This window comes from Moorena sp. SIOASIH (genome assembly GCF_010671925.1).
Lineage (GTDB): Bacteria > Cyanobacteriota > Cyanobacteriia > Cyanobacteriales > Coleofasciculaceae > Moorena.
Window position 1 is genome coordinate 1421142 of record NZ_JAAHIH010000003.1, and the last position, 25739, is coordinate 1446880.

18 protein-coding genes and 2 pseudogenes are annotated in these 25739 nt (G+C 43.8%); 9 read left to right on the forward strand and 11 right to left on the reverse strand.

The window, feature by feature from the left end; genetic code table 11:
- Window positions 1-169 precede the first annotated feature (169 nt).
- Together F6J90_RS21160 and F6J90_RS21165 are read right to left on the reverse strand one after the other, a co-directional pair.
- Complete coding sequence (locus F6J90_RS21160) at window positions 170-331, reverse strand: hypothetical protein (protein WP_293097711.1); 162 nt, start codon at window positions 329-331, stop codon at window positions 170-172.
- Between the two features lie 149 nt (window positions 332-480).
- A complete protein-coding gene (locus F6J90_RS21165; RefSeq protein ID WP_293097714.1) occupies window positions 481-1350 on the reverse strand; it encodes a Uma2 family endonuclease in 870 nt (289 codons plus the stop codon).
- Window positions 1351-1418: 68 nt separating this feature from the next.
- Here F6J90_RS21165 and F6J90_RS21170 point away from each other — a divergent pair, with 68 nt between their 5' ends.
- Both F6J90_RS21170 and F6J90_RS21175 read left to right on the forward strand, forming a co-directional pair.
- The gene (locus tag F6J90_RS21170; RefSeq protein ID WP_293097716.1) at window positions 1419-1613 is read left to right on the forward strand and encodes a hypothetical protein; all 195 of its coding nucleotides are present in this window, start codon (window positions 1419-1421) and stop codon (window positions 1611-1613) included.
- Window positions 1579-4680, forward strand: a complete 3102-nt coding sequence (locus F6J90_RS21175) for a HEAT repeat domain-containing protein (RefSeq protein ID WP_293097719.1) — start codon at window positions 1579-1581, stop codon at window positions 4678-4680. Before F6J90_RS21170 ends, F6J90_RS21175 begins: the two co-directional genes overlap by 35 nt.
- A 666-nt stretch (window positions 4681-5346) precedes the next feature.
- Here F6J90_RS21175 and F6J90_RS21180 read toward each other — a convergent pair.
- Window positions 5347-5703 (reverse strand): hypothetical protein, encoded by a 357-nt coding sequence (locus F6J90_RS21180; protein WP_293097720.1) that lies wholly within the window; start codon window positions 5701-5703, stop codon window positions 5347-5349.
- A gap of 545 nt (window positions 5704-6248) precedes the next feature.
- Between F6J90_RS21180 and F6J90_RS21185 the strand changes: the two genes are divergently transcribed.
- The gene (locus F6J90_RS21185; protein ID WP_293097722.1) at window positions 6249-6806 is read left to right on the forward strand and encodes a hypothetical protein; all 558 of its coding nucleotides are present in this window, start codon (window positions 6249-6251) and stop codon (window positions 6804-6806) included.
- Between the two features lie 292 nt (window positions 6807-7098).
- On the opposite strand, the gene F6J90_RS21190 is transcribed toward F6J90_RS21185, so the two are convergent.
- The gene (locus F6J90_RS21190; RefSeq protein ID WP_293097725.1) at window positions 7099-7473 is read right to left on the reverse strand and encodes a hypothetical protein; all 375 of its coding nucleotides are present in this window, start codon (window positions 7471-7473) and stop codon (window positions 7099-7101) included.
- A gap of 935 nt (window positions 7474-8408) precedes the next feature.
- On the opposite strand from F6J90_RS21190, the gene F6J90_RS21195 reads away from it, so the two are divergent.
- The 3 genes from F6J90_RS21195 (at window position 8409) to F6J90_RS21205 (ending at window position 11253) form a co-directional block, all read left to right on the forward strand.
- Window positions 8409-8552, forward strand: a complete 144-nt coding sequence (locus F6J90_RS21195; protein WP_293097727.1) for a hypothetical protein — start codon at window positions 8409-8411, stop codon at window positions 8550-8552.
- 105 nt (window positions 8553-8657) lie between these two features.
- Entirely contained in the window at window positions 8658-9980 is a 1323-nt protein-coding gene (locus tag F6J90_RS21200; protein WP_293097729.1) for a type IV pilus twitching motility protein PilT, read from the forward strand.
- A 325-nt stretch (window positions 9981-10305) separates the two neighbouring features.
- Entirely contained in the window at window positions 10306-11253 is a 948-nt protein-coding gene (locus tag F6J90_RS21205; RefSeq protein WP_293097732.1) for a circadian clock KaiB family protein, read from the forward strand.
- Between the two features lie 74 nt (window positions 11254-11327).
- Here the strand turns inward: F6J90_RS21205 and F6J90_RS21210 are convergent, their stop codons facing one another.
- From F6J90_RS21210 to F6J90_RS21220, 3 genes are all read right to left on the reverse strand, one after another.
- The gene (locus F6J90_RS21210; protein ID WP_293097734.1) at window positions 11328-13046 is read right to left on the reverse strand and encodes an ABC-F family ATP-binding cassette domain-containing protein; all 1719 of its coding nucleotides are present in this window, start codon (window positions 13044-13046) and stop codon (window positions 11328-11330) included.
- A gap of 422 nt (window positions 13047-13468) precedes the next feature.
- Window positions 13469-14755, reverse strand: a complete 1287-nt coding sequence (locus tag F6J90_RS21215; protein WP_293097736.1) for an RNA-guided endonuclease TnpB family protein — start codon at window positions 14753-14755, stop codon at window positions 13469-13471.
- Window positions 14756-15034: 279 nt separating this feature from the next.
- Window positions 15035-17497 (reverse strand): SdrD B-like domain-containing protein, encoded by a 2463-nt coding sequence (locus F6J90_RS21220; protein ID WP_293097739.1) that lies wholly within the window; start codon window positions 17495-17497, stop codon window positions 15035-15037.
- An 888-nt stretch (window positions 17498-18385) separates the two neighbouring features.
- Between F6J90_RS21220 and F6J90_RS21225 the strand changes: the two genes are divergently transcribed.
- On the forward strand, window positions 18386-18718 hold the full coding sequence (locus tag F6J90_RS21225; protein WP_293097743.1) for a hypothetical protein: 333 nt from the start codon (window positions 18386-18388) through the stop codon (window positions 18716-18718).
- Window positions 18719-18826: 108 nt separating this feature from the next.
- Here F6J90_RS21225 and F6J90_RS21230 read toward each other — a convergent pair.
- A pseudogene (locus tag F6J90_RS21230) lies at window positions 18827-20108 on the reverse strand (transposase).
- Window positions 20109-20436: 328 nt separating this feature from the next.
- Window positions 20437-21796: pseudogene (locus F6J90_RS21235) on the reverse strand (transposase).
- A 276-nt stretch (window positions 21797-22072) separates the two neighbouring features.
- On the opposite strand from F6J90_RS21235, the gene F6J90_RS43665 reads away from it, so the two are divergent.
- Window positions 22073-22216, forward strand: coding sequence for a hypothetical protein (locus F6J90_RS43665; RefSeq protein ID WP_366513801.1), 144 nt, complete (start codon window positions 22073-22075; stop codon window positions 22214-22216).
- A 104-nt stretch (window positions 22217-22320) separates the two neighbouring features.
- Here F6J90_RS43665 and F6J90_RS21245 read toward each other — a convergent pair whose 3' ends face one another.
- Entirely contained in the window at window positions 22321-24252 is a 1932-nt protein-coding gene (locus tag F6J90_RS21245; protein ID WP_293097747.1) for an ABC-F family ATP-binding cassette domain-containing protein, read from the reverse strand.
- Between the two features lie 140 nt (window positions 24253-24392).
- Here F6J90_RS21245 and F6J90_RS21250 point away from each other — a divergent pair, with 140 nt between their 5' ends.
- The gene (locus F6J90_RS21250) at window positions 24393-24536 is read left to right on the forward strand and encodes a hypothetical protein (RefSeq protein ID WP_293097749.1); all 144 of its coding nucleotides are present in this window, start codon (window positions 24393-24395) and stop codon (window positions 24534-24536) included.
- A gap of 102 nt (window positions 24537-24638) precedes the next feature.
- On the opposite strand, the gene F6J90_RS21255 is transcribed toward F6J90_RS21250, so the two are convergent.
- Window positions 24639-25481 carry a prohibitin family protein gene (locus tag F6J90_RS21255; RefSeq protein ID WP_293097751.1) on the reverse strand — a complete coding sequence of 281 codons (843 nt, stop codon included), beginning with the start codon at window positions 25479-25481 and terminating at the stop codon, window positions 24639-24641.
- Window positions 25482-25739: the final 258 nt, after the last annotated feature.

A 25739-nucleotide genomic window follows, 5' to 3' on the forward strand; every position in this document is an offset into this window, starting at 1 on the left:
ATAAGTGTATACAAGCAAAGCTTCATTGTTGGATAGAGATTCCCTGGTTTCAATGGTATTGCTGAATCAAGCAATGCCAAAAATCCTGTGTACCTCATAGGTATGGAAAACGCGATCAGACAACAGGAGGTATTTGAAATTATGACTTCTGACTCCTGACTTCAGCCTTTCAAAAGATGCGATGGAATTCACCAGCCTCGAATCTTTTTCTCAATTCCTGGCGCTGAATTTTGCCGATCGCTGTTTTCGGAATTGTCTCTTTGGGAACGGGAATCAGGTAATCTGGATTTAAGCCAATCGTGTTCACAACGGTTTTCCGAATTTTCGCCATGCAGTGCGTTTAAGGAATTATCGTCAGTATCAGTAGCACTGAAAAAGATTGCCAATCTATCAGTATTGTCCCCAATTATCCGAACATAATCTAACCCACCACCGGGTCAAACAGCTTAAATCACATACACCCACCAACTCAGACAGAGGTTAAATTTCATCGGGATTAATACCCATCTGTCGTAACCGTTCTGCTAATTGTTCAGCTCGTTGTTGAGCCAGTTCAGCTCGTTGGTGTTCAAGTTCAGCTCGTTGTTGAGCCAGTTCCTTCTCTTGACGTTCCTGTTCAGCTTGTTGTTGAGCCAGTTCCTTCTGTTGACGTTCATGTTCAGCTCGAAGACGTTCAAGTTCAGCGTCAGTGGGAATCCAATTCCCCTGTTGATCATACCAACGTAGCCACAACCGATTCAATCCCCGATATTCCCCAAGCCATAGTCCTAAACCCAATTGCAACTCAGGCATCCAAAATTTGGAATTGTCTATGGTTTGGGGTTGATAGCTGCCGCCATCTAACTTAAAAAGTTGTAATTCGTTACTGACTCGGTCAAAGGTAACATAGTAGGGAATTGCTAAAATTTGCTCGTACACTTCCCATTTCGTTGGTGGTTCGACCGTTCGTTCACTGTAACCAAGGTCTTGATCTCTGGTGCTGGCAGATAGCAACTCTATGGCCACAATTGGTCTGACGTCTTCTTGCCAGATCACATAACTCATTCTGAGCTCTCGTCCCTGGTAGAATCGGGAAATCCCTACTACAGCAAACCAATCCGGTCGTTTGTACCAAGCGGTATGGTTTGGGTCATAATATAAATTTAAGTCACTGGCCACAAAGACCCTTTCGCTCTCATAATTGGGAGGGCGAAATGTCTCACTACACAGTTGTGGTTGCCAAATATGAAATTCGTCAGGCAAACCCGGCTCCTCGGGATCTTCACTGGGTAAATCATACATGGTGGGCAGGGTTTCTTTGGCCGGATGAGGGAGAATAACCTGCTCAAATAAGGGTTTGGCAACAGACATGAGATTACCTCAATTTTTGTCCGACTCATGATTTTGATTTTAGCAACTGTCGGTAAGCATTTAGCCTAATGCTGTCAGCTGTCAGCCATCAGCTGTGCTCCCTGTTCCCTGTTCCCTGTTCTCTGTTCCCTGTTCCCTACTCCCTACTCCCTACTCCCTACTCCCTACTCCCTACTCCCTTTTCCCTTTTCTCTATAATGATAAATAAACCACAAAAATACCAATATCATGCTGGATTGGTTAGCAGTTTGGGGAATTTCTAGTGCCGGTGGCTATCTCGCCAAAGAAGTAATCGGTCCCTTGGCCAAAGAAGCTCTAGAAGACTACACTAAAGACTTCTTCAAAGAGTCTATCAAAGACTATACTGGACTATCGGATAAAACTACCCAGAAAAAAATCTTCGGTAAAGCCTTAAAAGAATTTGTAGCTTTAGTGGAAAAGGAATTGGAAGATGCTGATTTATCTAAGCAAGAATTGAAACAGTATACTAAACCCCTCAAGCAGTATATTAAAAACAAATCGATTAAAGCTATCCTAGGAAGTGCGTTTAAGTATGGCTGTCAACAACTAGATACCGAGACATTAGCCAACACCTGGATTGAGCTTAAGTTATTACCATTACCGGAAGAATTTCGTTGGAAGTATATTGGTAGACAGTATCTCAAGCAAGTACAAACTATCATCCGGGAATCGGATCAGTTACGGCCTATCCGAGATTCCCAAACTTTGGATGCGATCGCAAACAACACTAAAGCTACCGCAGGGATTATCCCAGACTTTGACTTAAGGGAGTATCAAGAAGCACTCCTAGAGCGCTACGGTAATCTCGGCTTAGATAGTTTAGATACCAGTGGCTATGCCTATAACGAACTAAAACTCTGGAGGATATTTATCCCTCAAAATGTGCGAGAGGTTCATGACCTGATGCCGTCAGCTCTTCATGAACTTCCTAAAGATTATTATAAACAACTGGGAGACAGTGATCAACTAGACATAGCAATTGATCCAGAGGAATTGAAACGAGCTAAAGACGCTTATCATCAACAGCCGGTTAAATCCGTATTGGATGTGATCAAGGACTCTCAAGGCTATCCCTATTTGGTGGTTTTAGGAGACCCAGGCTCCGGTAAATCTACCTTGCTGCAATATTTAGCATTAAATTGGGCAAGAACAGATCTGACTACTGCCCTTTCTCTACCAATTCCCTTACTGATTGAATTACGCACCTATATCCGCAATCGCGATAGTGGACAGTGTAATAACTTCTTGGAATTCTGCCATCAAAGCAGTGGCTCCATCTGTCATCTTAATCAACATCAACTGCATCACCAGTTAAAGGCTGGTAAAGTATTAGTGATGTTTGATGGTTTGGATGAAGTCTTTGAGCCAGGCAAACGAGAAGATGTCATTACTGATATTCATCGCTTTACCAATACCTATCCTAAGGTAAGAGTAATTGTTACATCTCGCGTCATTGGTTATAAACCCCAACGGCTACGAAATGCTGAATTTCGTCATGTTATGCTCCAAGACTTGGAGTCGGAACAAATTCAAACCTTTATCCACCACTGGCACGAGTTAACCTTTACTAATCCAGCCGATAAAGTTAGGAAACAGGAGCGCTTACAAAAAGCAATTGACACATCTTCCCCAATTCGACAACTGGCGGTAAATCCCCTATTACTAACCATGATGGCAATCCTGAACCGCAATCAAGAATTGCCTCGTGACCGGTCTGAACTCTATAACCAAGCTTCTCGGTTACTGCTACATCAATGGGATGTGGAACGAGCATTACTAGAAGATAATCGTGTTGACCCCAAGACTATTGATTATCAAGATAAGCAACAGATGCTGGGAAAAGTGGCATATTTTATGCAGGGTAATCAAGCGGGGTTAGCGGGAAATCTGATTAGTGGAGAGCATTTAGAAAGGATTATTAAAGAGGAGCTGAAATTACGGGAAGTTACTAATCCCAGAGCCGTTGCTAAGGTAATGATTAATCAGTTGCGCACCCGCAATTTTATCTTGTGTTTCATGGGAGCAGATTACTACGCCTTTGTGCATCGGACATTTTTGGAATATTTCTGTGCTTGGGAATTTGTCAGGAAATTTGAAAAAAAACAGGAGATTTCCCTAGAACAGTTGCAAACCGAGGTATTTGGTAAGAACTGGCCGGATGAATCTTGGCATGAAGTGCTCAGGTTGATTGTGGGCATGATTGATTCCAAGAAAGGTGGAGAGATTATTGAGTATTTGATGGCACAAGATAGAGAAGGTAATAAGTTTAATAATTTATTTCTGGCAGCGGATTGTTTGTCTGAAGTCAGGAATCGATATGAGATTAAATCAACGGATACTGGATTATTGAATCACTTTAAAGACTTAATTCACTATTCTAAAAATAGACATAAATTCCATTATAGTCGCTTTCAAGCTGTTGTAGCAGTAGCCACCCATTGGCAAGACCACCCAGATACCTTACCCTTACTTAAACAATTGGCTCGCTATGATCAATATTGGATGGTGCGACGTACAGCAATTCAACAATTAGCTCTAGGTTACAAAGACCACCCAGATACCTTACCCTTACTTAAACAATTGGCTTCCTATGATAAAGAGGATGTGCGACGTACAGCAATTGAACAGTTAGCTCAAGGTTACCAAGACCATCCAGATACCTTAGCCCTACTTCAACAATCCGCTCGTTTTGATCAGCATTCGTTGGTGCGATGTAGAGCAATTATACTGTTAGCTCAAGGTTACAAAGACCACCGAGATACCTTAGCCCTACTTCAACAATCCGCTCGCTCTGATAAAGATTCGAGGGTGCGACGTACAGCAATTGAACAGTTAGCTCAAGGTTACCAAGACCACCGAGATACCTTAGCCATACTTCAACAATCCGCTCGCTCTGATAAAAATTCGTCGGTGCGACTTACAGCAATTGAACAGTTAGCTCAAGGTTACCAAGACCACCGAGATACCTTAGCCATACTTCAAGAATCGGTTCGTTCTGATAAAGATTCCTGGCTGCGAAGTACAGCAATTGAACAGTTAGCTCAAGCTTGGCACGATCAGCCTTGGTTATGGGAATTTTTATGCGTTCGCGTAGCGGCTCTTTCAGAGCATCGCACTCTCAATGACCCCTTTGAGCGTGATCAAGACCAGGATTACGACAATGTCAATCCTCGACAAGTAGCCCTTAATGCCATCCTCGAATATTATCCTAACCATTCCCAAACCCGATCCTTATTGCAGGATATAGCAGAGCATGACTCCGATCCTAAACTGCGGGAGTTTGCTCAAGAGAAATTAGCAAAATTATAGATAGTAAAGGGAATAGGGAGCAGGGAGCAGGGAGTAGGGAGCAGGAGAAAAGAGAGTCGAAGAGTTTTTGATGTGATCAGAAATCAGCAAGATTCTTCATGACCGATTTAGACACGCTATAGGGTTTATTGTAGTAATTAGTTATACATAATTTTTTCCCTATTCCCTGTTCCCTATTCCCTGTTCCCTTTGCTATAGGTTTACATCTCAACTAAAAATCCTATAGAGTCATCGTTAACAGAAAGGAAATTACTCCCAAAGTCGAAAACCTTGGGAGAGTCATTTTAGGTTACATTAAACCCAGTCTAGCATACCTGTTTAAATTGTGAAAATCAAACCATGGGAATAGATTAGAATGTAGAATTGAGAATGTAGAATGTAGAATTGAGAATTGAGAATTGAGAATTGAGAATTGAGAATTGAGAATTGAGAATTGAGAATTGAGAATTGAGAATTGAGAATTGAGAATTGAGAATTGAGAATTGAGAATTGAGAATTGAGAATTGAAAATTCTGCCTTCTGTCTTCTGTCTTCTGCCTTCTGCCTTCTGTCTTCTGCCTTCTGTCTTCTGCCTTCTACATTCTACATTCTACATTCTACATTCTTAATTCTACATTCTTCATTCTTAATTCTACATTCTTCATTCTTCATTCTTCATTCTTCATTCTAAATTCCCAATTCTCCCTTCGACAACAATCGCTCCAATAACGGTTTAGGAATTGTCTCGAAATCCTCCAACAAGAAATCCATAATGGCCAGATGGCGCAAGTGACCAGGAGTGGGAGGGTAACAGCGACGACTGGTGTTAAACCAGCCGTTAACGGTTTGAACGGAACAAGAGCAGATTAAAGCCATATCTTCCTGAGTCAGGTCCCACTTACTGTAAAACCGTTGCGGTGTCATACCCAATTCGCAGTAACTGTACAGTCGGATTAGGATTTGCTCGCGCTCGGTGATGGGATAGGGATAGGAATTCTCGCCCTTTAACTCCCTCTGTTGTGCAAGCTGTTCAAGGCGCTCCATTGTGCTACGCACACGCTACGCGAACGCTTCGTGATAATCGATGGGATTATAAACGAATCGTTTGTTTGGCATTATTATAGAATTACCTCCATGTAACTTGGGGGAAAAGCCGCGCTTGTAGGTTGGTGGCCGGAGAGCGCGGTTTTTTTCCAATGATTATATTATAACCAATGGCTACTATTATTGTCAACAATAAAACCCAAAAAATAAAGGCAATTTACATAAATTTTAATAATTAGTTAAAATCTAACGATTAGAATGGTAGTTTTTTTAGCTAGTAGCTTAAATCTGGATTATGGCAGTATAAACTTAGTGATTGCCCCAAGTTAAAAATTTACTTATCAAGGTAGGGAACAGGAATCCCCCCTAATATCAAGTCAGGTTGAATACCCATAATTAGAGGGAGGGTGGGAAGTGTGGGAAGTCTGGGGAGGGTGGGAAGTCTGGGGAGATAGGGAGATGGGGAGATGGGGAGATGGGGAGATGAGGAGATGGGTAATTGGTAGCGAAGCAACCGTTAACCTTTGACCAACCTTTGACCAACCTTGGCCAAAAGGCCACGCTACGCGAACGACCAACCTTGGCCAAAAGGCCACGCTACGCGAACGACTAACCTTGGCCAAAAGGCTACCCTACAGAACCTGCAACCTTTGACCAACCTTGGCCAAAAGGCCACGCTACGGGAACAACCTACCCTACACCGAATCGCCTTGGGCGAACAACCTGCAACCAACCTTCGACCAACCTTCAACCAACCTTGGCCAAAAGGCCACGCTACGGAACCTGCAACCTGCAACCTGCAACCTGCAACCTGCAACCTACCCTACACCGAATCGCCTTGGGCGAACAACCTGCAACCTGCAACCGTTAACCAACCTTGGCCAAAAGGCCACGCTACGGAACCTGCAACCTGCAACCTGCAACCTGCAACCTGCAACCTAACCTACACCGAATCGCCTTGGGCGAACAACCTGCAACCTGCAACCTTCAACCAACCTTGGCCAAAAGGCCACGCTACGGAACCTGCAACCTGCAACCTGCAACCTGCAACCTGCAACCTACCCTACACCGAATCGCCTTGGGCGAACAACCTGCAACCTTAAACCTTCGTAGGATACTCTTGAATGTTCTCATCAAAAAACCCGGTCAAGACCGGGAAAATTGCTGAAAAACCAATCAACTTACCAAAGCTTGGCTTTATTACAAAAAATCGTGGAATGTTTGGAAGCCCCGTCTATGAACGGGCAGAGTGCTGACCCTTGATGACCTTTAGACGGAAAAGAGAAAACACTCCCACACCTTGTACCCTTTTTTGATATCCTAAAAGGTCATCAATTATTAACATTCCCAGACTAGGGCCAGCTCAGAAACCTTCTATGTGACTATCTGATCATGTTACCTGATAATGTTACAGGTGAGGGGGCAAGCGGCATAAACCGGAGTCTGGATCAGATCAGGCTCGCCATGTAGCCAATTTAACCAACGAACTTCCTTAGGATGAACCCCCTTAAAGGTTAAGACTCCTGCACCTAATATCACTGCTAAAACATTTACTCCAATCAAACTCCCTGCTACTAGTAATACAGCACTAACCGGCAGAATCGATTGTAGAGCGATCGCTAACAAAGAGCCGGTGGTCACCATCAATACAATCAACGGAAAACCGACAACCAGTAAGCAAACTGCTAAGGTAAATGCCCAAATTAAAAAGCTTTTGACCACTGCTAATGAATCAGTTTGTGTCAAGCTTTGACTTGTGGTTAATGCCATGGTGTTTTCTCCAGTAATCATTAAAAAAAATGAATTGACAGTGTCTGCCCTTGATTGACAGGGTCTGTCTTTGAGTAAATTCTTTGATTTGAAATTTTCTAGGTGAGTTCAAGTATAGGTAAAATTTTGATGAAGATGAACCTTTTGTCAAAAAAGTTTACAGTCAACTCCTGCGACCTATGTATCAAAATTGTTACAATCGTTAAAAGCCGGAAATTATTGGTTATCTTAAGACAGACCGATAATCTACCATTAGACAGATGAATCAATTTTTCATCGCTGATACATAGACCGAAGATCTAGACCCAATCAGTTATAGCGTTATAGTTAGGGTTATATAGACCGAATCAGTTATAGAGATAAGTTATAGAGTCCCAAGAACAAGAAAGGGAGCTAGGGTCGGGAATCGGATCAGGATGGGTGAGGGGTTGACTCCGATTTGCTTAACATTTGTTATAATTTGCTTAATATATATTATCCAAATTGATGAGTTTTCTCATATTAAGCATAATTACTGATAATTAAGCTTAATTACTCATATTAGGTGTGATTAGGACTTACCCCCCTTCCCTTGCTCAACCCTAATCTTATATCATGTCAGGATAATTACCCTTAATAAAAATCTCCCCCATCTGGCCATCTCCCCACACTTCCCACCCTCCCCACCCTCCCCGCGCCCGGGCTCCTTAATTATGGGTATTCAACCAGACTTGATATTAGGGACCCTTTGCTTGGGCCCTCACGGCTTGCGCCCCGCCCTCACGGTGATCTTAAATCTGGTCTTGAGCAGGGGAGAGGGTTTTAGAGCTTTTCCAGCTTACTAAATTACACATAAAAACAAACAAAAACAAACAACTTGAATGGGTGACAGCTGACCAATCTCAAAAAATAGTGCTATAAACACATCACCTCCTCACCATTTATAGCTCTGAGAAATGAAATTGGTCTATAGCGTTTCTCATACTTATCAGGTACACTCAATTTTCTTACCCCTACTCCCTACTCCCTACTCCCTACTCCCTACTCCCTACTCCCTACTCCCTACTCCCATTAACCCAGGACCAAAATCCCTTACCTAAGGTAGAACTGTTATAAGTTATACTCAACCCTAACTGTTGGGAAAACTTAATGTAAGAGTTTGTAAAATAAATTCTCGTAGCCCAACTGTAGTTGGTAGTTGAAAGATGACAGACCCACAGCCTTCAACCCGGATTGCACCAGCACCACCGCCTTTGAATATAGCGTCTAGACAAGTATCTGCTCAAGGCAATCAATCGAGACCTGCACAACCAAGAGCCATGGCTCCAAGAAGCCGTCAAGCCGGTGCCGCAGTAGCCTCACGCCCTCGCCCTGTGCCCACAACAGGTCAGAATTCAGCCACTAACGTCCAAGCCAAACCATCCGCCAATCAGCAGCAGACACCCCGTAGCATCGGTCTGCCTCCTGGACAGTCAAGCTTAGAAAGCATTGTCCGTGAGGCGTTTGAGAAAGGAGTGTCTGATATTCATCTAGGTGTTGGTGAAACTCCCCGTTTCCGAAATCGTGGGGAAATGGAGCCAACCGAATATCCACTCACAGATCACGCAACATTTAACTGTTGGCTCAAGGAAGTAATGACTGATGACGAAATCCGGCGCTTTAGAGAAGAGTTGGAATTTGATGGGGCAACTCAGTACGAGTTTAGTCGGGTCAGGATTAATGTCTTCGATAGCCTTCTTGGTCCTGCAATGGTCTTGCGGATTATTCCCCTGAAGATATTGACCCTTGAGCAGTTGCGGTTGCCTGCAATCCTGAAAGATGTCTGTCACTACCATAAAGGTCTCATTTTGGTCACCGGTCCCACAGGTTCCGGAAAATCTACCAGCATGGCCGCCATGATAGACTATATGAACAAAGAGATGGCGCGGCATATAATTACCATTGAAGACCCCATTGAATTTATCCACCAAAGTCGGAAATCTCTGGTTAAACAGCGGGAAGTAGGAATGCATACCCGTAAATTTGACCGGGCCTTGAAAGCCGCTTTGCGGGAAGACCCTGATGTGATTCTGATTGGGGAAATGCGAGATCGAGAAACAGTCAATACAGCTCTGAAGGCTGCTCAAACTGGTCACTTGGTCATGGGTACTTTGCATACCAACAGTGCCGTGAAAACCATTGAGCGGATTCTCAATCTCTACAATCCAGAAGAACAGGCTCCCATGCGGGTGGCCATATCAGAAGCCCTAGTAGGAGTCATTTCCCAAGGGTTGTGCCGTACTACCGATGGCAAGCGTGCTGCTTTTCATGACATCCTGATTAATACTGAATCCATTAAGGATTACATCCTCAAGGGCAAATACGAAGAAATTGAACAACTGATGGCGGACAGTGAATTTGACGGTATGGTTACCGTAAATAAATCCTTGTTCGCTCTTTACCAAGAGGGGCGTATTACTGAGGAAACTGCCTTGGAAAAGTCACCCACTCCCAACGAGATTGCAATGATGTTGCGCGGTCGGATTTAGGGATTAGGCAGGCTTGTATAGGGATTAGGAATTAGGGCTCAAGACTTAACCCCTAAAACCTAACCCCTAAAACCTAAAACCTAAAACCTAAAACCTAAAACCTAAAACCTAAAACCTAAAACCTAAAACCTAACCCCTAATATCATGTCTGGATAATTAGTGATGAAAAACCATCTCCGATTAAACCTTACTCCTTTCCTTCAGCATAGCTGCCTTCTGCCAAATGCCTTCGATTTACCAAATTGTAAGTATTCAACCGGACATGATATAACACCATTACCCTAACACCTTGACCATCAAAACTAAATTGACATAGTACTAGCATATGCTGGATGAAACCCCCTCGCCCCAACTGTTTAAAGGTATTGCTATATTTACACCAGGGGAAGATCTAGTGTATAGCATTGACTTTAATAAGCAGAGTCACTGGCATCTGCATCTGTGTGCGAGTTTACAGGAAATACTGGGGTTACCAGAGCCACCTCATTTTTTAGTCCCGGGATATACTGCCACCATTGATCGGTGGATGGACTCTCAAACCAATCAGTTGCGCATGTCAGCAGAAATTCATTGGTTGGTGCAACATCATCAGGCATTGTTAAATGCAGTATTTGGCACCGACAACCTGATTTGGCAAGTAGCCCCTTGGGAGGAAGAGTCCTGTGACCCGGCGGTGCTAGAAACTTACCGCAATCAGTTTCCCCAACTCTGGGAAAACCATGACTTGATCCTGCGCATTGACCGCCCAGAGCCATTATCCTACTCCGATACAGAAGAGGTTTTGCCAGAAAGGGTTACTAACCAAAACTCTGGGAGATGGTCACCTCAGGAGCATTTGAGAGCTATGGAAAAGCTGCCCCGTTTATCTAAGTCTGCCACTGATAGTACAGACTCACTGACTGCCAGGGATGTCACCAAACCGGATTCTTTATCAAGGATGTCCCTGCCTGATGTGTCTCACTCCCAGGCACAACCTACCTATAGCTATGTCCTGCGTTTGTTCGTTTCCGGACATAGTACAGAAACTGAGTATACTCTCAAGAGTCTATACCAGTTGTTAGAGAATCATTTAGGTCATCCCTATACCCTAAAAATTATTGATGTTTTCAAGCACCCAGAACTGGCAGAAACTGATCAGATCTCAGCTACACCAACACTACTCAGAGTATGGCCCGAGCCTGTCCGGCGGATTATCGGTGATTTGAATGATATTGATCAGGTGTTGCAGAGATTAACAAGCAATATAGTTCAATCCTCAGCAATTAAGCAATAAGCTTTTAATCGGTAATTTTAATCGGTAATAGCTAATATAGAAGTTCTCAATACCCAATTGAGAACTTCTATATGTTACTTTTGTTTAGCAGCAGCTTTCTTTTTGGTCTTTTTGGTCTTTTTGCTAGCATTGGCAGCTTTTTTAGCTGCTTTGGCCGCAGCGATCGCTTTTAACCGAGCTTCTTCTTTTTCCTGGGCAATCTTTTCGAGATAGTAGTGGTAATCTCCCAGATAGGTGCAGAATTCGCCATCCCGGATTTCTACTATTTTGTTGGCCACTTTCGAGATAAAATAGCGGTCGTGGGAAACAATAATTACTGTACCATCATAGCCTGCGAGTGCTTCCTCCAACATTTCTTTGGCTGGGATATCCAGGTGATTAGTCGGCTCATCCAGAATTAGTAAATTAGCGGGAGAAAGGAGCATTTTGGCTAAGGCCAGGCGGGCTTTTTCCCCTCCACTAAGGGACTCAACCTTTTTATATACTGTGTCCCCACTAAACAGAAACCGTCCCAATAGGGTACGCACTTCCTGATTTTTCCAGTCTGGGACTTCATCATGGATGGTTTCCATGACCGTTTTGCTCAATTCTAGGGCTTCTGCTTGATTCTGCTCAAAGTAACCAGGAATCACATTGTGTTTGCCCAGTCCTACTATCCCTTCTGTTGGCTTTTCCATTCCCATGATCATCCGGAGTAAGGTGGATTTACCGCAACCATTGGGACCGATGAAGGCAATGCGATCGCCCCGTTCAATCAACAAGTCTGCTCCCAGAAATAAAATCTTGTCATCATAGTCATGGACTAAATCCTTGATTTTGACTACCTCAAGACCACTACGAGGGGCATCAGGGAATTGGAATTTGAGGGTTTTGAGATTAGCAGTCGGGGCTTCTATCCGTTCAGTTTTTTCTAATTGTTTCTCTCGGCTTTTGGCTTGGGTAGACCGGGTTGCACTAGCACGGAAACGCTCAATAAAGGCTTGCTGCTTCTCTATTTCCTTTTGTTGACGCTCGTAGCTACTCAGTTGAGCTGCCTGCATCTCGGCTTTCTGCTGGAGATAAGCTGAGTAATTGCCTAGGTAGGTAGTCGAGACACCCCGTTCGGTTTCCACAATTTGGGTGCAGAGGCGGTCAAGAAACTCCCGGTCGTGAGATACTATTACCATTGGGGTCTTCAGACCCTTGAGATACTTTTCCAACCATTCGATGGTTTCCAAGTCAAGATGGTTAGTTGGTTCGTCCATCAGTAGGACGTCAGGCTTCTGGAGCAGGATTTTGCCTAAACTCATGCGCATTTGCCAGCCACCACTGAAAGCACTCACTAAGCGATCGCTATCCTGTGGCTCAAATCCCATCTCCGGCAAGATCTTGTCAATTTTTGCTTGTAAACCATAACCATCGAGGGCTTCAAATTGGCGCTGCAACCTATCTAGCTTTCTAATCAGTCCTTCCAATTCTGCTTCATCAGCCATTTCCATGGCGTTTTGCACTTGTAGCATTTCCTCGTGTACGTGGTTAGCTTCCTTAAATACCGTCCAGAATTCTGCTGAAACCGTGCGGGTTGGGTCTACTTCAAATTCTTGGGTGAGGTAAGCGATATGAAGACTGGCAGGACGGATAACAACGCCGCTGGTGGGTTCCATCTCTCCAGCAATAATTTTCAGTTGGGTAGATTTCCCGGCACCATTGACCCCAACTAAGCCAATGCGATCGCCTGGTTTAACTTCCCAGTTGACATCCTTTAGAACTTCGCCAGTGGGGTATACTTTACTAATGTGTTCGAGTCGCAGCATTAAGATGTCTCCAAGGAAAATTTTAGCTGGGGACTTTTAGTCCTGATCCCAAGTTGCTGTCGGGTTGACTACAGAAGTTTGGTTCACAGGGATGCCCCTTTTCTTTTGACCATTAGTCCTTCTGAGTTTTCCCGTCTACAGCAGATTATCCCTGGAAACCGCCACCTACAGTAGACCTCTTGCATCAATGGTGTCAAGCCCCCATTATCCCCTGCCCAGACTTGGGGAGCTAGGGGGGCAAAAGGATGATTGATGCAATAAGTCTAGTGATAGAGTTTACGATCCAGGATGTTTTCGGTTATCGTAACAAAAATTAATCATCTCTGGTAGTACCCGAAAGTCAAGGGAATAGGGAACTTTAGCTGGGGTAACCGGGAACATTAATCTTAAGACGATCCCCTTCAAAAAATGGGATTTCACTCTTATGTTTCTTCAATCCTACAGAGTGAACTACCCCGACCTACTTCTTTTGATGTCGGGGCTTCCAACTTCACGGAAGAATGCCTTAACTTGGACGGGCGTCCACGTCTTGGTCTTACTTCTTCTCCATTGGCGTTGACCTCCCCCGTCCCAGAGGAGGATAGCATCCTGATCCCTTCTGCTCTAATATTCTTTGCCGCATTACCATCTCTGTCGTGGTGAGTTCCACAACTTGGACAAGTCCAAGTTCTTACATCAAGCGGCAACTCCTTGATTTGATAATGACAATTAGAACAAGTTTTAGAACTAGGGAACCACCGATTTATTTCAATCAACACTTTTCCTTCTTTTTCACATTTATAATAAAGAAAATTTACAAAGGTTCCCCAACCTAGATCAGAAATGGCTTTAGCTAGTTTATGGTTACGAACCATGCCCTTGACGTTTAGGTTTTCGACTACCACTACTTGACTCTGATCCACTATCTTTCTGGATAGTTTGTGTAGGTAGTCTTGGCGGACATTTCCAATCCGTTCGTATACCTTAGCTACAATCTTTCTGGCATTTCTACGTCCATTACTGCCTTTTTTCTTTCGGGCAGCAATACGTTGTTTTTTGGCTAGTTTCTTTTCGTACTTAGCTAGATGCTTGGGATTCCCAAACTTAGAGGTCTTTTCGCCGTCATAGGTGATCGCAAAATCCTTGATCCCCAAATCAATCCCGATTACCTTCCCTGTAGTCGTAGACGACTTTGCTCCTAGATCTTTCAGAGCCGCTCCGCGAGGGTTTTCATACTCCATCAGAACAGAAGCATAATACTTTCCAGAAGGAGTTTTACTGACTGTTACAGTCTTGATTTCTCCGTCTAGTGGGCGATGAATTACCGCCTTCACAACTCCCAACTTTCCAGGGAATTTAAGGAAATCGCCTACCTGTTTTACGTTTTGGGGAAATTGAATTGACTGACGGTGATGGTATGATTTGAACCTGGGATACTCGGCTCTACCTTCAAAGAAATTTTGGTAAGCACGACTAAGATTGAGACTTACAGATTGTAAAACCTGAGAGTAGCAATCTTTCAGCCATTTAGTTTCTTCTTGTTTCTTGAGTTTCGGCAACATAGAGTTGAGTGCAGACTGTTTTAGACCTTTGCCCGTCTCTTTGTAAGTTTCTATGCACTGATTTAGCGCGTAGTTCCACCACCAACGAGCGCACCCAAAATGTTGGGCAAGGATTTGTATTTGCTCTTTATTAGGATAGATTCTGACCTTGACGGCTTTATGTCTCACTGCACTCAACCCTGTATATCGACCTTGTTTAACATAATATATACTTTCCAGTAATACGTCAAGGGATAAGCTAAATACTTGGCTCGCTATCCATCTCCACCCTGAACGTTCCCGTAGCGTGGCCTACGGCCAGGGTGGGGAATTCCGCGAATCTTGTTAAAGAGTCAGCTAATGCCCTATGGGCATTAGCTGACTCTTTAGGTTAGTGATTATTGATGACTACTTTCCCTACTCCCCTTCTGTTCCCAAAGCTGAATTTATGTGTTCGGTATCTGATTACTAGACAAACTCAAAATTGTTGCTAGTGAGATCAACGTTGGTAGTATTTTCTAGGAAAGCGACCATGTCATTTTGATAGAAGAGCTCGGTGCCGCCATTGCCCTGCTGTGTCTGGTAATCACCGATAGAACCATGGAGCTGAATCACATCTCCCTCTGCGGCATTGAAGTCTTCAATGACTGCATAGTCATCTAAACCAGCTGCTACATAGTAAGCTTGGTTGACATCACCAAGAATAAATCGGTCAGCACCAGCACCACCCGATAAAATATCATCAGTATTAGCTCCACCAGATTTCGGGTTAGTACCGTTGAGAGTGTCGTTACCCTCACCACCGATCAGAGTGTCATTACCCTTGCTACCATACATAAGGTCATCACCCTCATCACCATACAGACTGTCATTACCCTTATCACCCCTCATACTGTCATTACCCTTACCACCATACATAAGGTCATCACCCTCATCACCCCTCAGACTGTCGTTACCATTAGCACCATACAGACTGTCATTACCATCATCACCGCTCAGACTGTCGTTACCCTTACCACCATCCAGAAGGTCATCACCATTAGCACCATACAGACTGTCATTACCATCATGACCGCTCAGAGTGTCATTACCCTCACCACTGATATGAACAAAGCGAAAATTCTTGCTACTGAGATCAACACTGGTAGTATTTTTTAGAAAAGCGACCATGTCAGAAGAGCCGTCACTCTTTATATATAAGAGCTCGATGCCGCCATTGACCTGCTTTGTCTCGTAATCATCGATAGAACCGTGGAGTTGAATTACATCTCCCTCTCCGGGATTGAAGTCTTCAATGATTGCACAGTCATTCTTACCTGGTTCTATATAGTAAGCTTGGTGAACATCACCAAGAACAAATAGGTCAGCACCAGCACCACCCTCTAATAAATCATCAGTATTAGCTCCAGCAGAAATCACGTCAGTACCTTTGAGAGTATCGTTACCCTCACCACCCCTTAGCGTGTCATTACCCTCACCACCATACAGAATGTCATCACCCTCACCACCTCTCAGAGTATCGTTACCCTTACCACCGCTCAAACCATTGTTACCATCATCACCGCTCAAATCATTGTTACCATCATCACCAGTAATCATCTTTCCCGGGTCAACCGTGAATAACCAATCAGAATGATAGACGTATTGATCAGCATTGGAGTGGTTCAACCAACCCCAGCCAGAAATCCCATCAACGCCGCGATGACCCTGATTGTCGGTTTTATTCCCAACCTGGAAACTGAAGGAATTGCTGCCAGCCTCGTCAGTTAGCTCAAATTCACGCTGGTCACCATACAGTTGCTTGATAATACCTGTATTACTTCCAGCGAATTGAGCATCCACCGATAAATCATCATCATCGCTGACATGATCAGCGTTATTGTAAGTAAAGTCAATTTGCCACAAACCCGGCTGATCGTCATAGTTGTTGAAGTTGCCATCCACATCTAGATGACCGAAAGCAGTACCAAAGATCCGGATTTCGTCTCCATTGATACTCATCTGCATATTGGTATCAGGATGGTCGAAGTTAAACACAGCGATGTCACCGGTTTGGTAGATACCTTTCTCGAATAAGCCAGTCAGAATTAGACCATGAGGATTCCAATTACCAAAACTAGTACCATCTGGGTGATTGGAAAGCTGGTAAGTGCCATCTTTTAGAATTGGCTCTACCAAGCCAGCAGTAACTTCATTGTTAATTTCGCCAGCCTCTAAGGTAATCACATCTGTCATACCAGTGCTGATATTAATAACGTCAGAATCTTTCGACTCCTGGTCACCAACATTAGCTGTGGTGAACTCTAAATCAGATGGTAAATCAGAGAAGGTGAGCTTGTAGTTGCCCGCAGCAAGGTTTTTAAAGTTGAATTTACCGTTGCTCTTAGTAGTTCTGACCTTGGTGATATCATCTCCAGTGCCAAAGATGCCATCTTCACCAGCCCCGGTCAGAGTAACCTTAACGCCTTTAACCCCTTCTTCTCCTTCATCAAAAATGCCATTACGATTAGCATCAAGCCAGACTTTGTTGCCGATTTCACCAGTATTTTCATCTACAGGATTGCAGTTAAAACCGCCTTTGCCTCTGCCAAAGCCTTTGCCTTTGCCTTTGCCTTTGCCAAACAAGTCTTTATCATCGTTATCAAACAAGTCTTTGAATTTGCCCAATCCACCCTTGTTGCCCTTGAAATAATTGCCCTGAAAACCGCCTTTGCCTTTGCCAAAGCTCAGAAAGTCCTTATCATCGTTATCAAACCCGCCTTGGCCTTTTCCAAATCCACCATTTCGATTAGGGAAACACTTCTGATTTGGGTCACAGTTGTCATTTCCTGCAGGCAGACAGTTGTTTGGATTAAAGTCCTGAGATGTCTTAGACCAATTGGATTGTCTGGAGTTGTTGCTGGTTTGTTGGCGGTTACGAAAGAATTTCATTATTTTAAATTCCTTAGGATTGGTTTACTGAAGTGAATTAACCTTGTTTATGGTATTTGCCTATTCGACTATTGGGCAATCTGGCAAATATATAGTTGAATTGGTTGGTAGTTTTATTATTATTGCTCTTGAAGTCTATTGATTCCAAACTAATCAGATATTGTGATTAACTTGTGAGAGTAGATTAGATGATTGCTGTGCTGTTCATTTCCTCAATGGTAAAAAAACATTTCAAGGGGTGTCAATACCAATTTCTAGAGTTTTGGGAGAATTCACATAAACTTTAAACTGAGCTCAAAATTGATTATGAACGTTACAAATTCTTTTCATAAAACACAGTAAGACTACGATAGAATCATGATTAATTCTTTATACATAAAAACCATCATAAACCTAAAAAAAAAAGGCGCTCCATGGAACGCCTCTACTTATAGTGCCTTATCAATTTATTTGTTTAATTTTTAATTATGTCTATAACACAGGGAGCAGGGAGTAGGGAGCAGGGAGTAGGGAGTAGGGAGCAGGAGATAAAAATCATTACAATTTACTTAGGATTACTATCTCAAAAAACAGCTAAAAATCTGGAAAATATTTAAATTATCTATTACTCTAATTATGATGCGCTGATTGCTGATCGCGGTAGGGTAAATGATCACATTAAAGTAACTGTGGAAACACTGAAATAGGGATTGGGTAAGGGGTAACATGAATGAAGGGTTTGACCACTCAACTGCTATATTTAGTATTTCAGCTATATGTATATATTGGCGTTTGGATAATGTATAAGTTTTTGGAAAAATTATGCGTACGCAATGGTTGTCAGGTATAGCAAAGGGAGTAGGGAGTAGGGAGTAGGGAGTAGGGAGTCGGGAGTAGGGAGTCGGGAATATGGCATCAAAAATTATCACTATTGATTCAGGGAACAGGGAGTGGGGAGTCGGGAGCGGTGCGACCCGTGATGGCGAGCAATCCCTTGACCGTAGGTCACGCGGGGCGCGTTCGCCATCACGGAAAGCGCACCGAGGGAGTCGGGAGTCGGGAATATGGCATCAAAAATTATCACTATTTCAGGGAACAGGGAGTGGGGAGTCGGGAGCGGTGCGACCCGTGATGGCGAGCAATCCCTTGACCGTAGGTCACGCGGGGCGCGTTCGCCATCACGGAAAGCGCACCGAGGGAGTCGGGAATATGGCATCAAAAATGATCACAATTGATTTATGATCCTTATAGATTATCGGTACGCAACGGTTGTCAGCGAGATTATGCGTTCCCGTAGCGTGGCCGTAGGCCAATCGCAATGGTAGGCTCGCAACTTTGACACTCCCCGGTCTAAAGACGCGGGGATTCTTTGTTCGCAGACTCGACTTGCTTAACCAGGTCGGAACCAGGAAAAGTAGAGGCCAAATCTCCCAAAACGTTCGGATCTAGGATCCAGGTTCCGGTGTGCCCCACCGTACCCAAGGCTCTCTTGAGGATATTGATGGCAGCGTTGTGGTCGCGGTCTAATTGACAACCGCATTTGCAGGTGTGAGTCCTAGTTGATAGAGACTTTTTTACAACCTCACCACACTCAGAGCAGTTCTGGCTAGTGTAGGCGGGGTTGACTGCAACAGTGACCCTGCCAAACTTAGTTCCAAAATGCTCCAACCATTTCCTAAACTGATACCAACCCGCATCATTAATAGACTTGGCCAGACAATGATTTTTCACCAAATTCCTAACCCTTAGATCTTGCCTTACGGCACGCTACGCGAACGTAGGCAACCAAATCGTTAGATTGGATTACGCAACGTGCCAGTCTCTTGGCGTGTTCTATGCGCTTCGCGCAGGCTACGCCAACACGTTGCCGACTTATTCTAAGGTGTGTCCTACCTAGTTTATTAACAGCTTTCTTGCGGTTGGATGAGCCTTTCTTTTTTCGAGATACCCGACGCTGATAAAACTTTAAGCGCTTTTCACCAATCCGATAAAACCGGGGGTTAGGTTCAGTTTTTCCAACGGAATCCGTGTAGAAATCCTTCAGCCCGACATCTAACCCGATGGCTGTTCCAGTTGGCTCCAGTTCTTCCGTTATGTCAACTGAAACACAGAACTGGACATAGTAGCCATCAGCTCGTCGAACTATCCGAACCCGCTTAATTTGCTTCTTGTCAAAGCACCACAAGTCCCAATTACCCTTGAGTTTGAGCTTCCCAATTCCCTTCTTGTCCCTGAACACGATTCGGCAAAGCCGACGCTTCGCGAACGACTTTTTATCTGGGGACAATTTCCAGCCAGACTGTTTGTATTCAACCGATCTGCCACGCTTTTGGAACTTTGGGAAACCTTTTTTTTCAGGTACCTTTTTTTTGCAATTGTCAAAGAATCGAGAAATTGATGACCATGCCCGTTCAGAACTGGCCTGACGAGCGGTAGAGTTCAATTCATTAGCAAACGGGAACTGATGGGCTAAAACTTTGCTGTATTTCGACAGATCGTATTTATTGACGCCCTTGTTGTCCATCCAATATCTGAGACAACTGTTTCGGATAAAACGGGCTGTCCTAATAGCCTCATCAATAGCCAAATATTGAGTTTTTTTGCCGTATGCCTTGAACTCCATAATGATCATCAGTATTGACCTTTAACTGCTTTATTTTATTCTACAAGATTCCGGAAAATCTCTGAATATTTTTCACGGCGGCTAAAGCCACCATCTCGCTTTCATCCCCGGTCTAAAGACACGGGGCTTTCAGCATCGTTGATTCTTTGTAAGATCACAACGGTAGTGAGATAAATTATGGGATCACAAGGGTAGTTAGCTCAATTATGCGTATGGAACGGTAGGATCACAACGGTAGAATCACAGCGGTGGTGATGTGACAGCTCCTACACTGACCTTTCAGGTTCAGTGTAGGCAACAAGCGCCAATCCGGGTATCCCTTAGGAGGCGCTGGGCTTTAAGAACGGACTGCCGAGAGACGAAACCTTAGAGAGTGGAGCCTTACTAAAAAACCTTGAACCCTTTTCCGCATAACCTTAAAACTATAAAGGCTCCACTCTCTTACGGTAACTTCAAACCCTTCCGCTCTATTTTTTATGTTTATTGCTGCATTATGATCTCTGTCCAAACTACAACCGCAGTGAGGGCAATCGTGCCACCGGACATGCAGCTTTTTAGGAACTTTCTTTCCACAATTGGAGCAATTCTGTGAAGTATTATGGGCGCTTACTGGAACCGCCAACAAACCAGCATTTATGGCCGTAGGCCACGCTACGCGAACGGCTTTGTTTGTCAGAATTGTCAGAAAGCTTGACCACCCAGCATCTAACACAGATTTAGCTAATCGGGATTTAGCCAGTCCCTTTACGTTCAGTTTTTCGTGAGCTATTATATCATATTTTGACAGCAAATAATTAGCGGTCTTAAAGTGGAAGTCTTTCCGTTTGTCTGCTACTTTTTTATGCTGCCTGCCAAGCTGTTTAATCGCTTTGAGTCTATTTTTGCTTCCTTTTTTCCTCCGAGATACCCTTTTCTGTATAACCCTCAGTCTTTTTTGAGACTTTCGGTAATATTGTGGAATCCCAATAGTTTCTCCTTCGGAAGTAGTCAAGAACTCCTTAAGACCAACATCGATACCGACTATTGAATCAGGATTAATGTTAGGTTTAACTTTCGGCGTTCGCCTTTGGCGTGGCCTACGGCCAAGCCGACGCTGCGCGAACGGTAACAGTTTTATCCTCTAGAGACAAAACCAGATAATACCCGTCACACTTTATGGTAATTGAAGCTGTTTTTATTTTAAATCCATCAGGAACAGGACGATGTAAAACAATTCTGACTTTTCCTATCTTAGGTAAGTCGATTAGGTCGCCCTCTAAGCATCCCTCTTTGATCTGGGGATAAGTAAAGGTGCGGTAGCGGTGTTGTTTTTTGAATCTGGGTCTACCGCTCCTGTTCCCATTTTTATCTCCTTTAACAAATCGGTCGAAAGCTAGTTTTACCCGTTTAACGACATCCTGAAGCACCTGTGAATGTATATCCTTGTACCAAGAATGAGTTTTTTTGAGGTTGGGTAAAGTTTTCTTTTGGCTATAGTAGTTCGGGTTATCTCTTAATTCGGGAAGATGGCAAACAAGGGGGCAAGCGTTAATGGAACAGCGATTATGATCGTACCAGCAAAACCGTTCGCGTAGCGTCGGCTTTGCCGAATCAGCTAACAGATAGTTATATTGAGCGCACAACATTGAAAGCCAGTGATATATCTTGGCCTTTTGCTGTTTTGTAGGTTTTAGTCGGTACTGATAAGCTATTCTCATTTGACTTGCTCTTTAGCTTTATCGACCTATAATAATATTAACATAAGTACGGCCAAATGGCAAGTGAAAATAAAAAATAAAAAATTGACAATTAGAGTTACTGAGTTTGAAAGAAGGCAATTGGAACAAGAAGCGAATAGACGTGGAATGACCCAGTCCGAGCTGATCAGAAGTTTAATAGCTCGCTTCCCAGATCCAATAGATCCTGTCCGCGATTCATCCCACACTCATGCTGCGCATGTTCGTTGTGGGGCTTCTCGCGGAGGAAGCTAAATTATGCGATCGCGTAGCGTGACCGTAGGTCAATCCCGTAGCGTGACCGTAGGTCAATCCCGTAGCGTGACCGTAGGTCAATCCCGTAGCGTGACCGTAGGCCAATCGCAACGGTTGTCAGCGAGATTATGCGTTCCCGTAGCGTGACCGTAGGCCAATCCCGTAGCGTGGCCGTAGGCCAATCGCAACGGTTGTCAGCGAGATTATGCGTTCCCGTAGCGTGGCCGTAGGCCAATCACAACGCTTATCATCTAACATTCCCGTTCCGCCAACTCCATCCAACGCTCAGTTGCTGTATCAATTTCCTGAGTCAACGCCTCTAAAGTCTGATAAAGTTTCTGGACTTCACTGGTGTTTTTGGGAGGAGATTGATAAAGGGTTTTCTCCAACTCAGCTTTCTGAGCTTCCAGTTGGGGAATCTGACTTTCGAGTTTCTCAAATTCCCGCCTTTCCCAGTTAGACAGCCGACGGGGTTTGTTATTACTCGATGATTTTTTATTGGACGGCTCGACCTTAGAGGATTCAGGCTTTTTACGTTGAGTCTGAGCCATCTGTTGGGCTAGTTTTGCCTCTTCTTCTCGCTTTTTATCGATATAAACGGAATAATTACCAGGATACTGACGTATGTTACCCTCAGATTCAAAGGCAAAGATTTTATCTACGGTGCGGTCTAGGAAATAGCGGTCGTGGGAGACAATAATCACACAACCGTTAAACCCCTCTAGATACTCTTCCAGTACAGCTAGAGTTTGTACATCTAAATCATTAGTGGGCTCGTCAAGAATAAGTACATTGGGAGAACTCATCAGTACTTGCAACAGAAACAAGCGACGTTTCTCACCGCCGGAAAGCTTATGAATTGGTGCATACTGTTGGGTGGGAGGAAATAAGAAACGCTCCAGCATCTGTGAGGCAGTAATCAATGTGCCATCAGCGGTTTTCACATACTCGGCTACGTCTTTAAGGTAATCAATTACCCGCTGATTTTGATTAAGAGCTTCGAGCAAATCCTCTGAATGCTGGTCAAAGTAACCGATATAAATGGTAGACCCAATTTCAACGTTACCAGAATCGGGCTGAATGCGTCCAGTAATAATATCCATTAGGGTAGATTTTCCTACCCCATTCCCACCAATGATGCCAACTCGGTCATCTGGACTAAATTCGTAGGTAAAATCTTTTACAAGAATTCTATCGTTATAGCCTTTAGAGACATTCTCTAACTCAATTACTTTCTTGCCAATGCGACGACCAGGGGTAGAAATTTCTACTTTACCCTGAGCTTGTTTAAACTCCTTGGCTTGCATCTCGTGAATACGGTCAATTCTAGCTTTTTGCTTGGTACTGCGAGCTTTTGGACCCCGTTTGAGCCATTCTAACTCTCGGCGCAATACCCCTTGATGTTTCCGTTGAGTGCTGATGGCTGATTCTTCAGCTAAAGCTTTTTTCTCTAAATAGTAGGAATAGTTGCCAGAGTAAGTATACAGGTCTCCCCGGTCAATTTCGATAATGCGGTTGGTGACCTGGTCTAGAAAATAGCGGTCGTGAGTAATCAGTAAGATTGCTCCACGATAACTATTTAGGTAACTCTGTAACCATTCTACCGACATGGCATCGAGATGGTTTGTTGGCTCATCCATCAACAATACTTCTGGTTCCGCTAGCAAGGCGGCTGCTAATGCAATCCGTTTACGATAGCCACCAGACAACTGACCAATGGGAGCATCAAAATCAACTATTCCTAATTTACTTAGAATAATTTTTGCCTTTGTTTCCAGTTCCCAAGCTCCTGTAGCATCCATCTGCTGGGTTACACTTGAAAGCTGTGCTAGCAGTTGGTTATCTTCGGGATTGTGAGCCAATTTCTGGGAAAGTTCTTCATAGTCACGAATCAGAGTCATCTGCTGAGCACTATCAGCAAATACTTGCTCTAAAACGGTGTGATTGTCATCTAAGTCTGGTTGTTGGGGTAAGTAAACAATTTTAGTTTTGGGATTAATGGAGAGTTGACCAGCATCAATGGGCTCAAGACCAGCAATTATTTTTAATAGGGTCGATTTGCCTGAACCATTAGTGCCAATTAGACCAACTTTATCCATAGGATCTAGACTAAAGGTAGCTTCTTTGAGGATTTCTTTAATCCCAAAGTCTTTGCGAACGGATTGTAGGGTGAAAATACTCATGAAAATTTATAGGAAAGGGAGTAGGGATTAGGGAGTAGGGAGTAGGGAGTAGGGAGTAGGGAGTAGGGAATAGGGAACAGAAATATGTCTTATATCAAGTCTGGTTGAATACCATAATTAAGGGGCGGGGGCGCGGGGAGATGGGGAGATGGGGAGATGGGGAGATGGGGGAGGTTTTTATTAAGGGTAATTATCCTGACATGATATTAAGCTTTACTTCGACTGCTAGAAATTTATTTAGTTTTAAAAAACCCGCTTTCTGGGTAGAAAACGGGTTTTGGTAGTTGTAATTTAACTACTAATACTCAACTCCAAAGTATCAAACGTCCCACTAGTAACTAGCATTAAATTAAAGAGTTCTTGACTATTTTATTGACATTTTGATGCTATTGAGGTATATCGTTTAGGTCAAAGATAAAGGGAACACTGCGACTCCCATCACCACCAATAACTAGAACTTTAGGCATCTGAGCCCCACCCTCTCGCCAAGCTGCGATCGCTTCTTTCTGGAGCACTAGTTCACCCCCTTGAGCTTTGAGGGTTTCGGCCAAAAGTCGTTGGGCTTCTGCTTTACCCTGAGCGCGATTAATTTCTGCTTGAGCTTCTTGCTCAGCCTGCTGTGCTATATAAACAGCTCGTTGGGCTTGTTGTTCAGCTACCTGTTTTTCTTCAACTGCCTTGGCAAATTCCCTAGAAAAATTCAGGTCAATGACACTAGTATCCAATACTTCGACATCATACTTGGCTAACCTTTCGCCCAAAGCCTTATCAAAATCTTCCTTTAACTGACTCCGTTGGGTAATGGATTCTTCAGCAGTACGAAGGGCGGCAGCAATTTTAAATGACTCTTGAGTCTGAGGGGCAATAATTGTGGCCACTAGATTCTGTAGAGTTCCTTGTTTTCGCCTGATGCTAACCACTTGACTGGGATCGAGGCGGAAGTTGATCGCAAATCGAGCGGTCAAATCCTGAAGATCTTTAGTGGAACTCTGGGCTGGTACTTCAAACTTCTGTACGGTGACATCATACACATCGACTATAGAGACGAAGGGCAGTTTGAAGTGGATACCTTCAAGCAGAGCGCCATCTCTAGCTTTACCCAAAATACTAAGGACTCCAGCCTGACCGGGATTGATGATTACAAAACAATTAAAGGTGAGGAGAATAACTAATGCTGCGATAATCCCCCCGAGTAAAGATTGCCAATTTTGTGGATTTTGGTTCCTCAAGTTTTAATCTCCTTTTGAATTATCCCCCGGATGAATCACAGGGGAATTAAGCCCTGATGTTACCAGATAGGGCATTTGCCACATCTCGTAAGCCTTATGGCATCATATCTTCAGCATACTAGAAAAGTTCGTATATCAGCTATCAGCTATAGGAAAGGGAACAGGGAGTAGGGAGTAGGGAGTAGGGAGTAGGGAACAGGGAACAGGGAGTAGGGAGTAGGGAACAAAATTCTCTGAATTCCTACACGGATTGCTATA

Coding starts and splice junctions, on each gene's coding strand:
- F6J90_RS21160 (WP_293097711.1), bottom strand. CDS start 331: ATGGCGAAAATTCGGAAAACCGTTGTGAACACGATTGGCTTAAATCCA.
- F6J90_RS21165 (WP_293097714.1), bottom strand. CDS start 1,350: ATGTCTGTTGCCAAACCCTTATTTGAGCAGGTTATTCTCCCTCATCCG.
- F6J90_RS21170 (WP_293097716.1), top strand. CDS start 1,419: ATGCTGTCAGCTGTCAGCCATCAGCTGTGCTCCCTGTTCCCTGTTCCC.
- F6J90_RS21175 (WP_293097719.1), top strand. CDS start 1,579: ATGCTGGATTGGTTAGCAGTTTGGGGAATTTCTAGTGCCGGTGGCTAT.
- F6J90_RS21180 (WP_293097720.1), bottom strand. CDS start 5,703: ATGGAGCGCCTTGAACAGCTTGCACAACAGAGGGAGTTAAAGGGCGAG.
- F6J90_RS21190 (WP_293097725.1), bottom strand. CDS start 7,473: ATGGCATTAACCACAAGTCAAAGCTTGACACAAACTGATTCATTAGCA.
- F6J90_RS21195 (WP_293097727.1), top strand. CDS start 8,409: ATGAAATTGGTCTATAGCGTTTCTCATACTTATCAGGTACACTCAATT.
- F6J90_RS21200 (WP_293097729.1), top strand. CDS start 8,658: ATGACAGACCCACAGCCTTCAACCCGGATTGCACCAGCACCACCGCCT.
- F6J90_RS21205 (WP_293097732.1), top strand. CDS start 10,306: ATGCTGGATGAAACCCCCTCGCCCCAACTGTTTAAAGGTATTGCTATA.
- F6J90_RS21210 (WP_293097734.1), bottom strand. CDS start 13,046: ATGCTGCGACTCGAACACATTAGTAAAGTATACCCCACTGGCGAAGTT.
- F6J90_RS21220 (WP_293097739.1), bottom strand. CDS start 17,497: ATGAAATTCTTTCGTAACCGCCAACAAACCAGCAACAACTCCAGACAA.
- F6J90_RS21225 (WP_293097743.1), top strand. CDS start 18,386: ATGGCATCAAAAATTATCACTATTGATTCAGGGAACAGGGAGTGGGGA.
- F6J90_RS43665 (WP_366513801.1), top strand. CDS start 22,073: ATGCGATCGCGTAGCGTGACCGTAGGTCAATCCCGTAGCGTGACCGTA.
- F6J90_RS21245 (WP_293097747.1), bottom strand. CDS start 24,252: ATGAGTATTTTCACCCTACAATCCGTTCGCAAAGACTTTGGGATTAAA.
- F6J90_RS21250 (WP_293097749.1), top strand. CDS start 24,393: ATGGGGAGATGGGGAGATGGGGAGATGGGGGAGGTTTTTATTAAGGGT.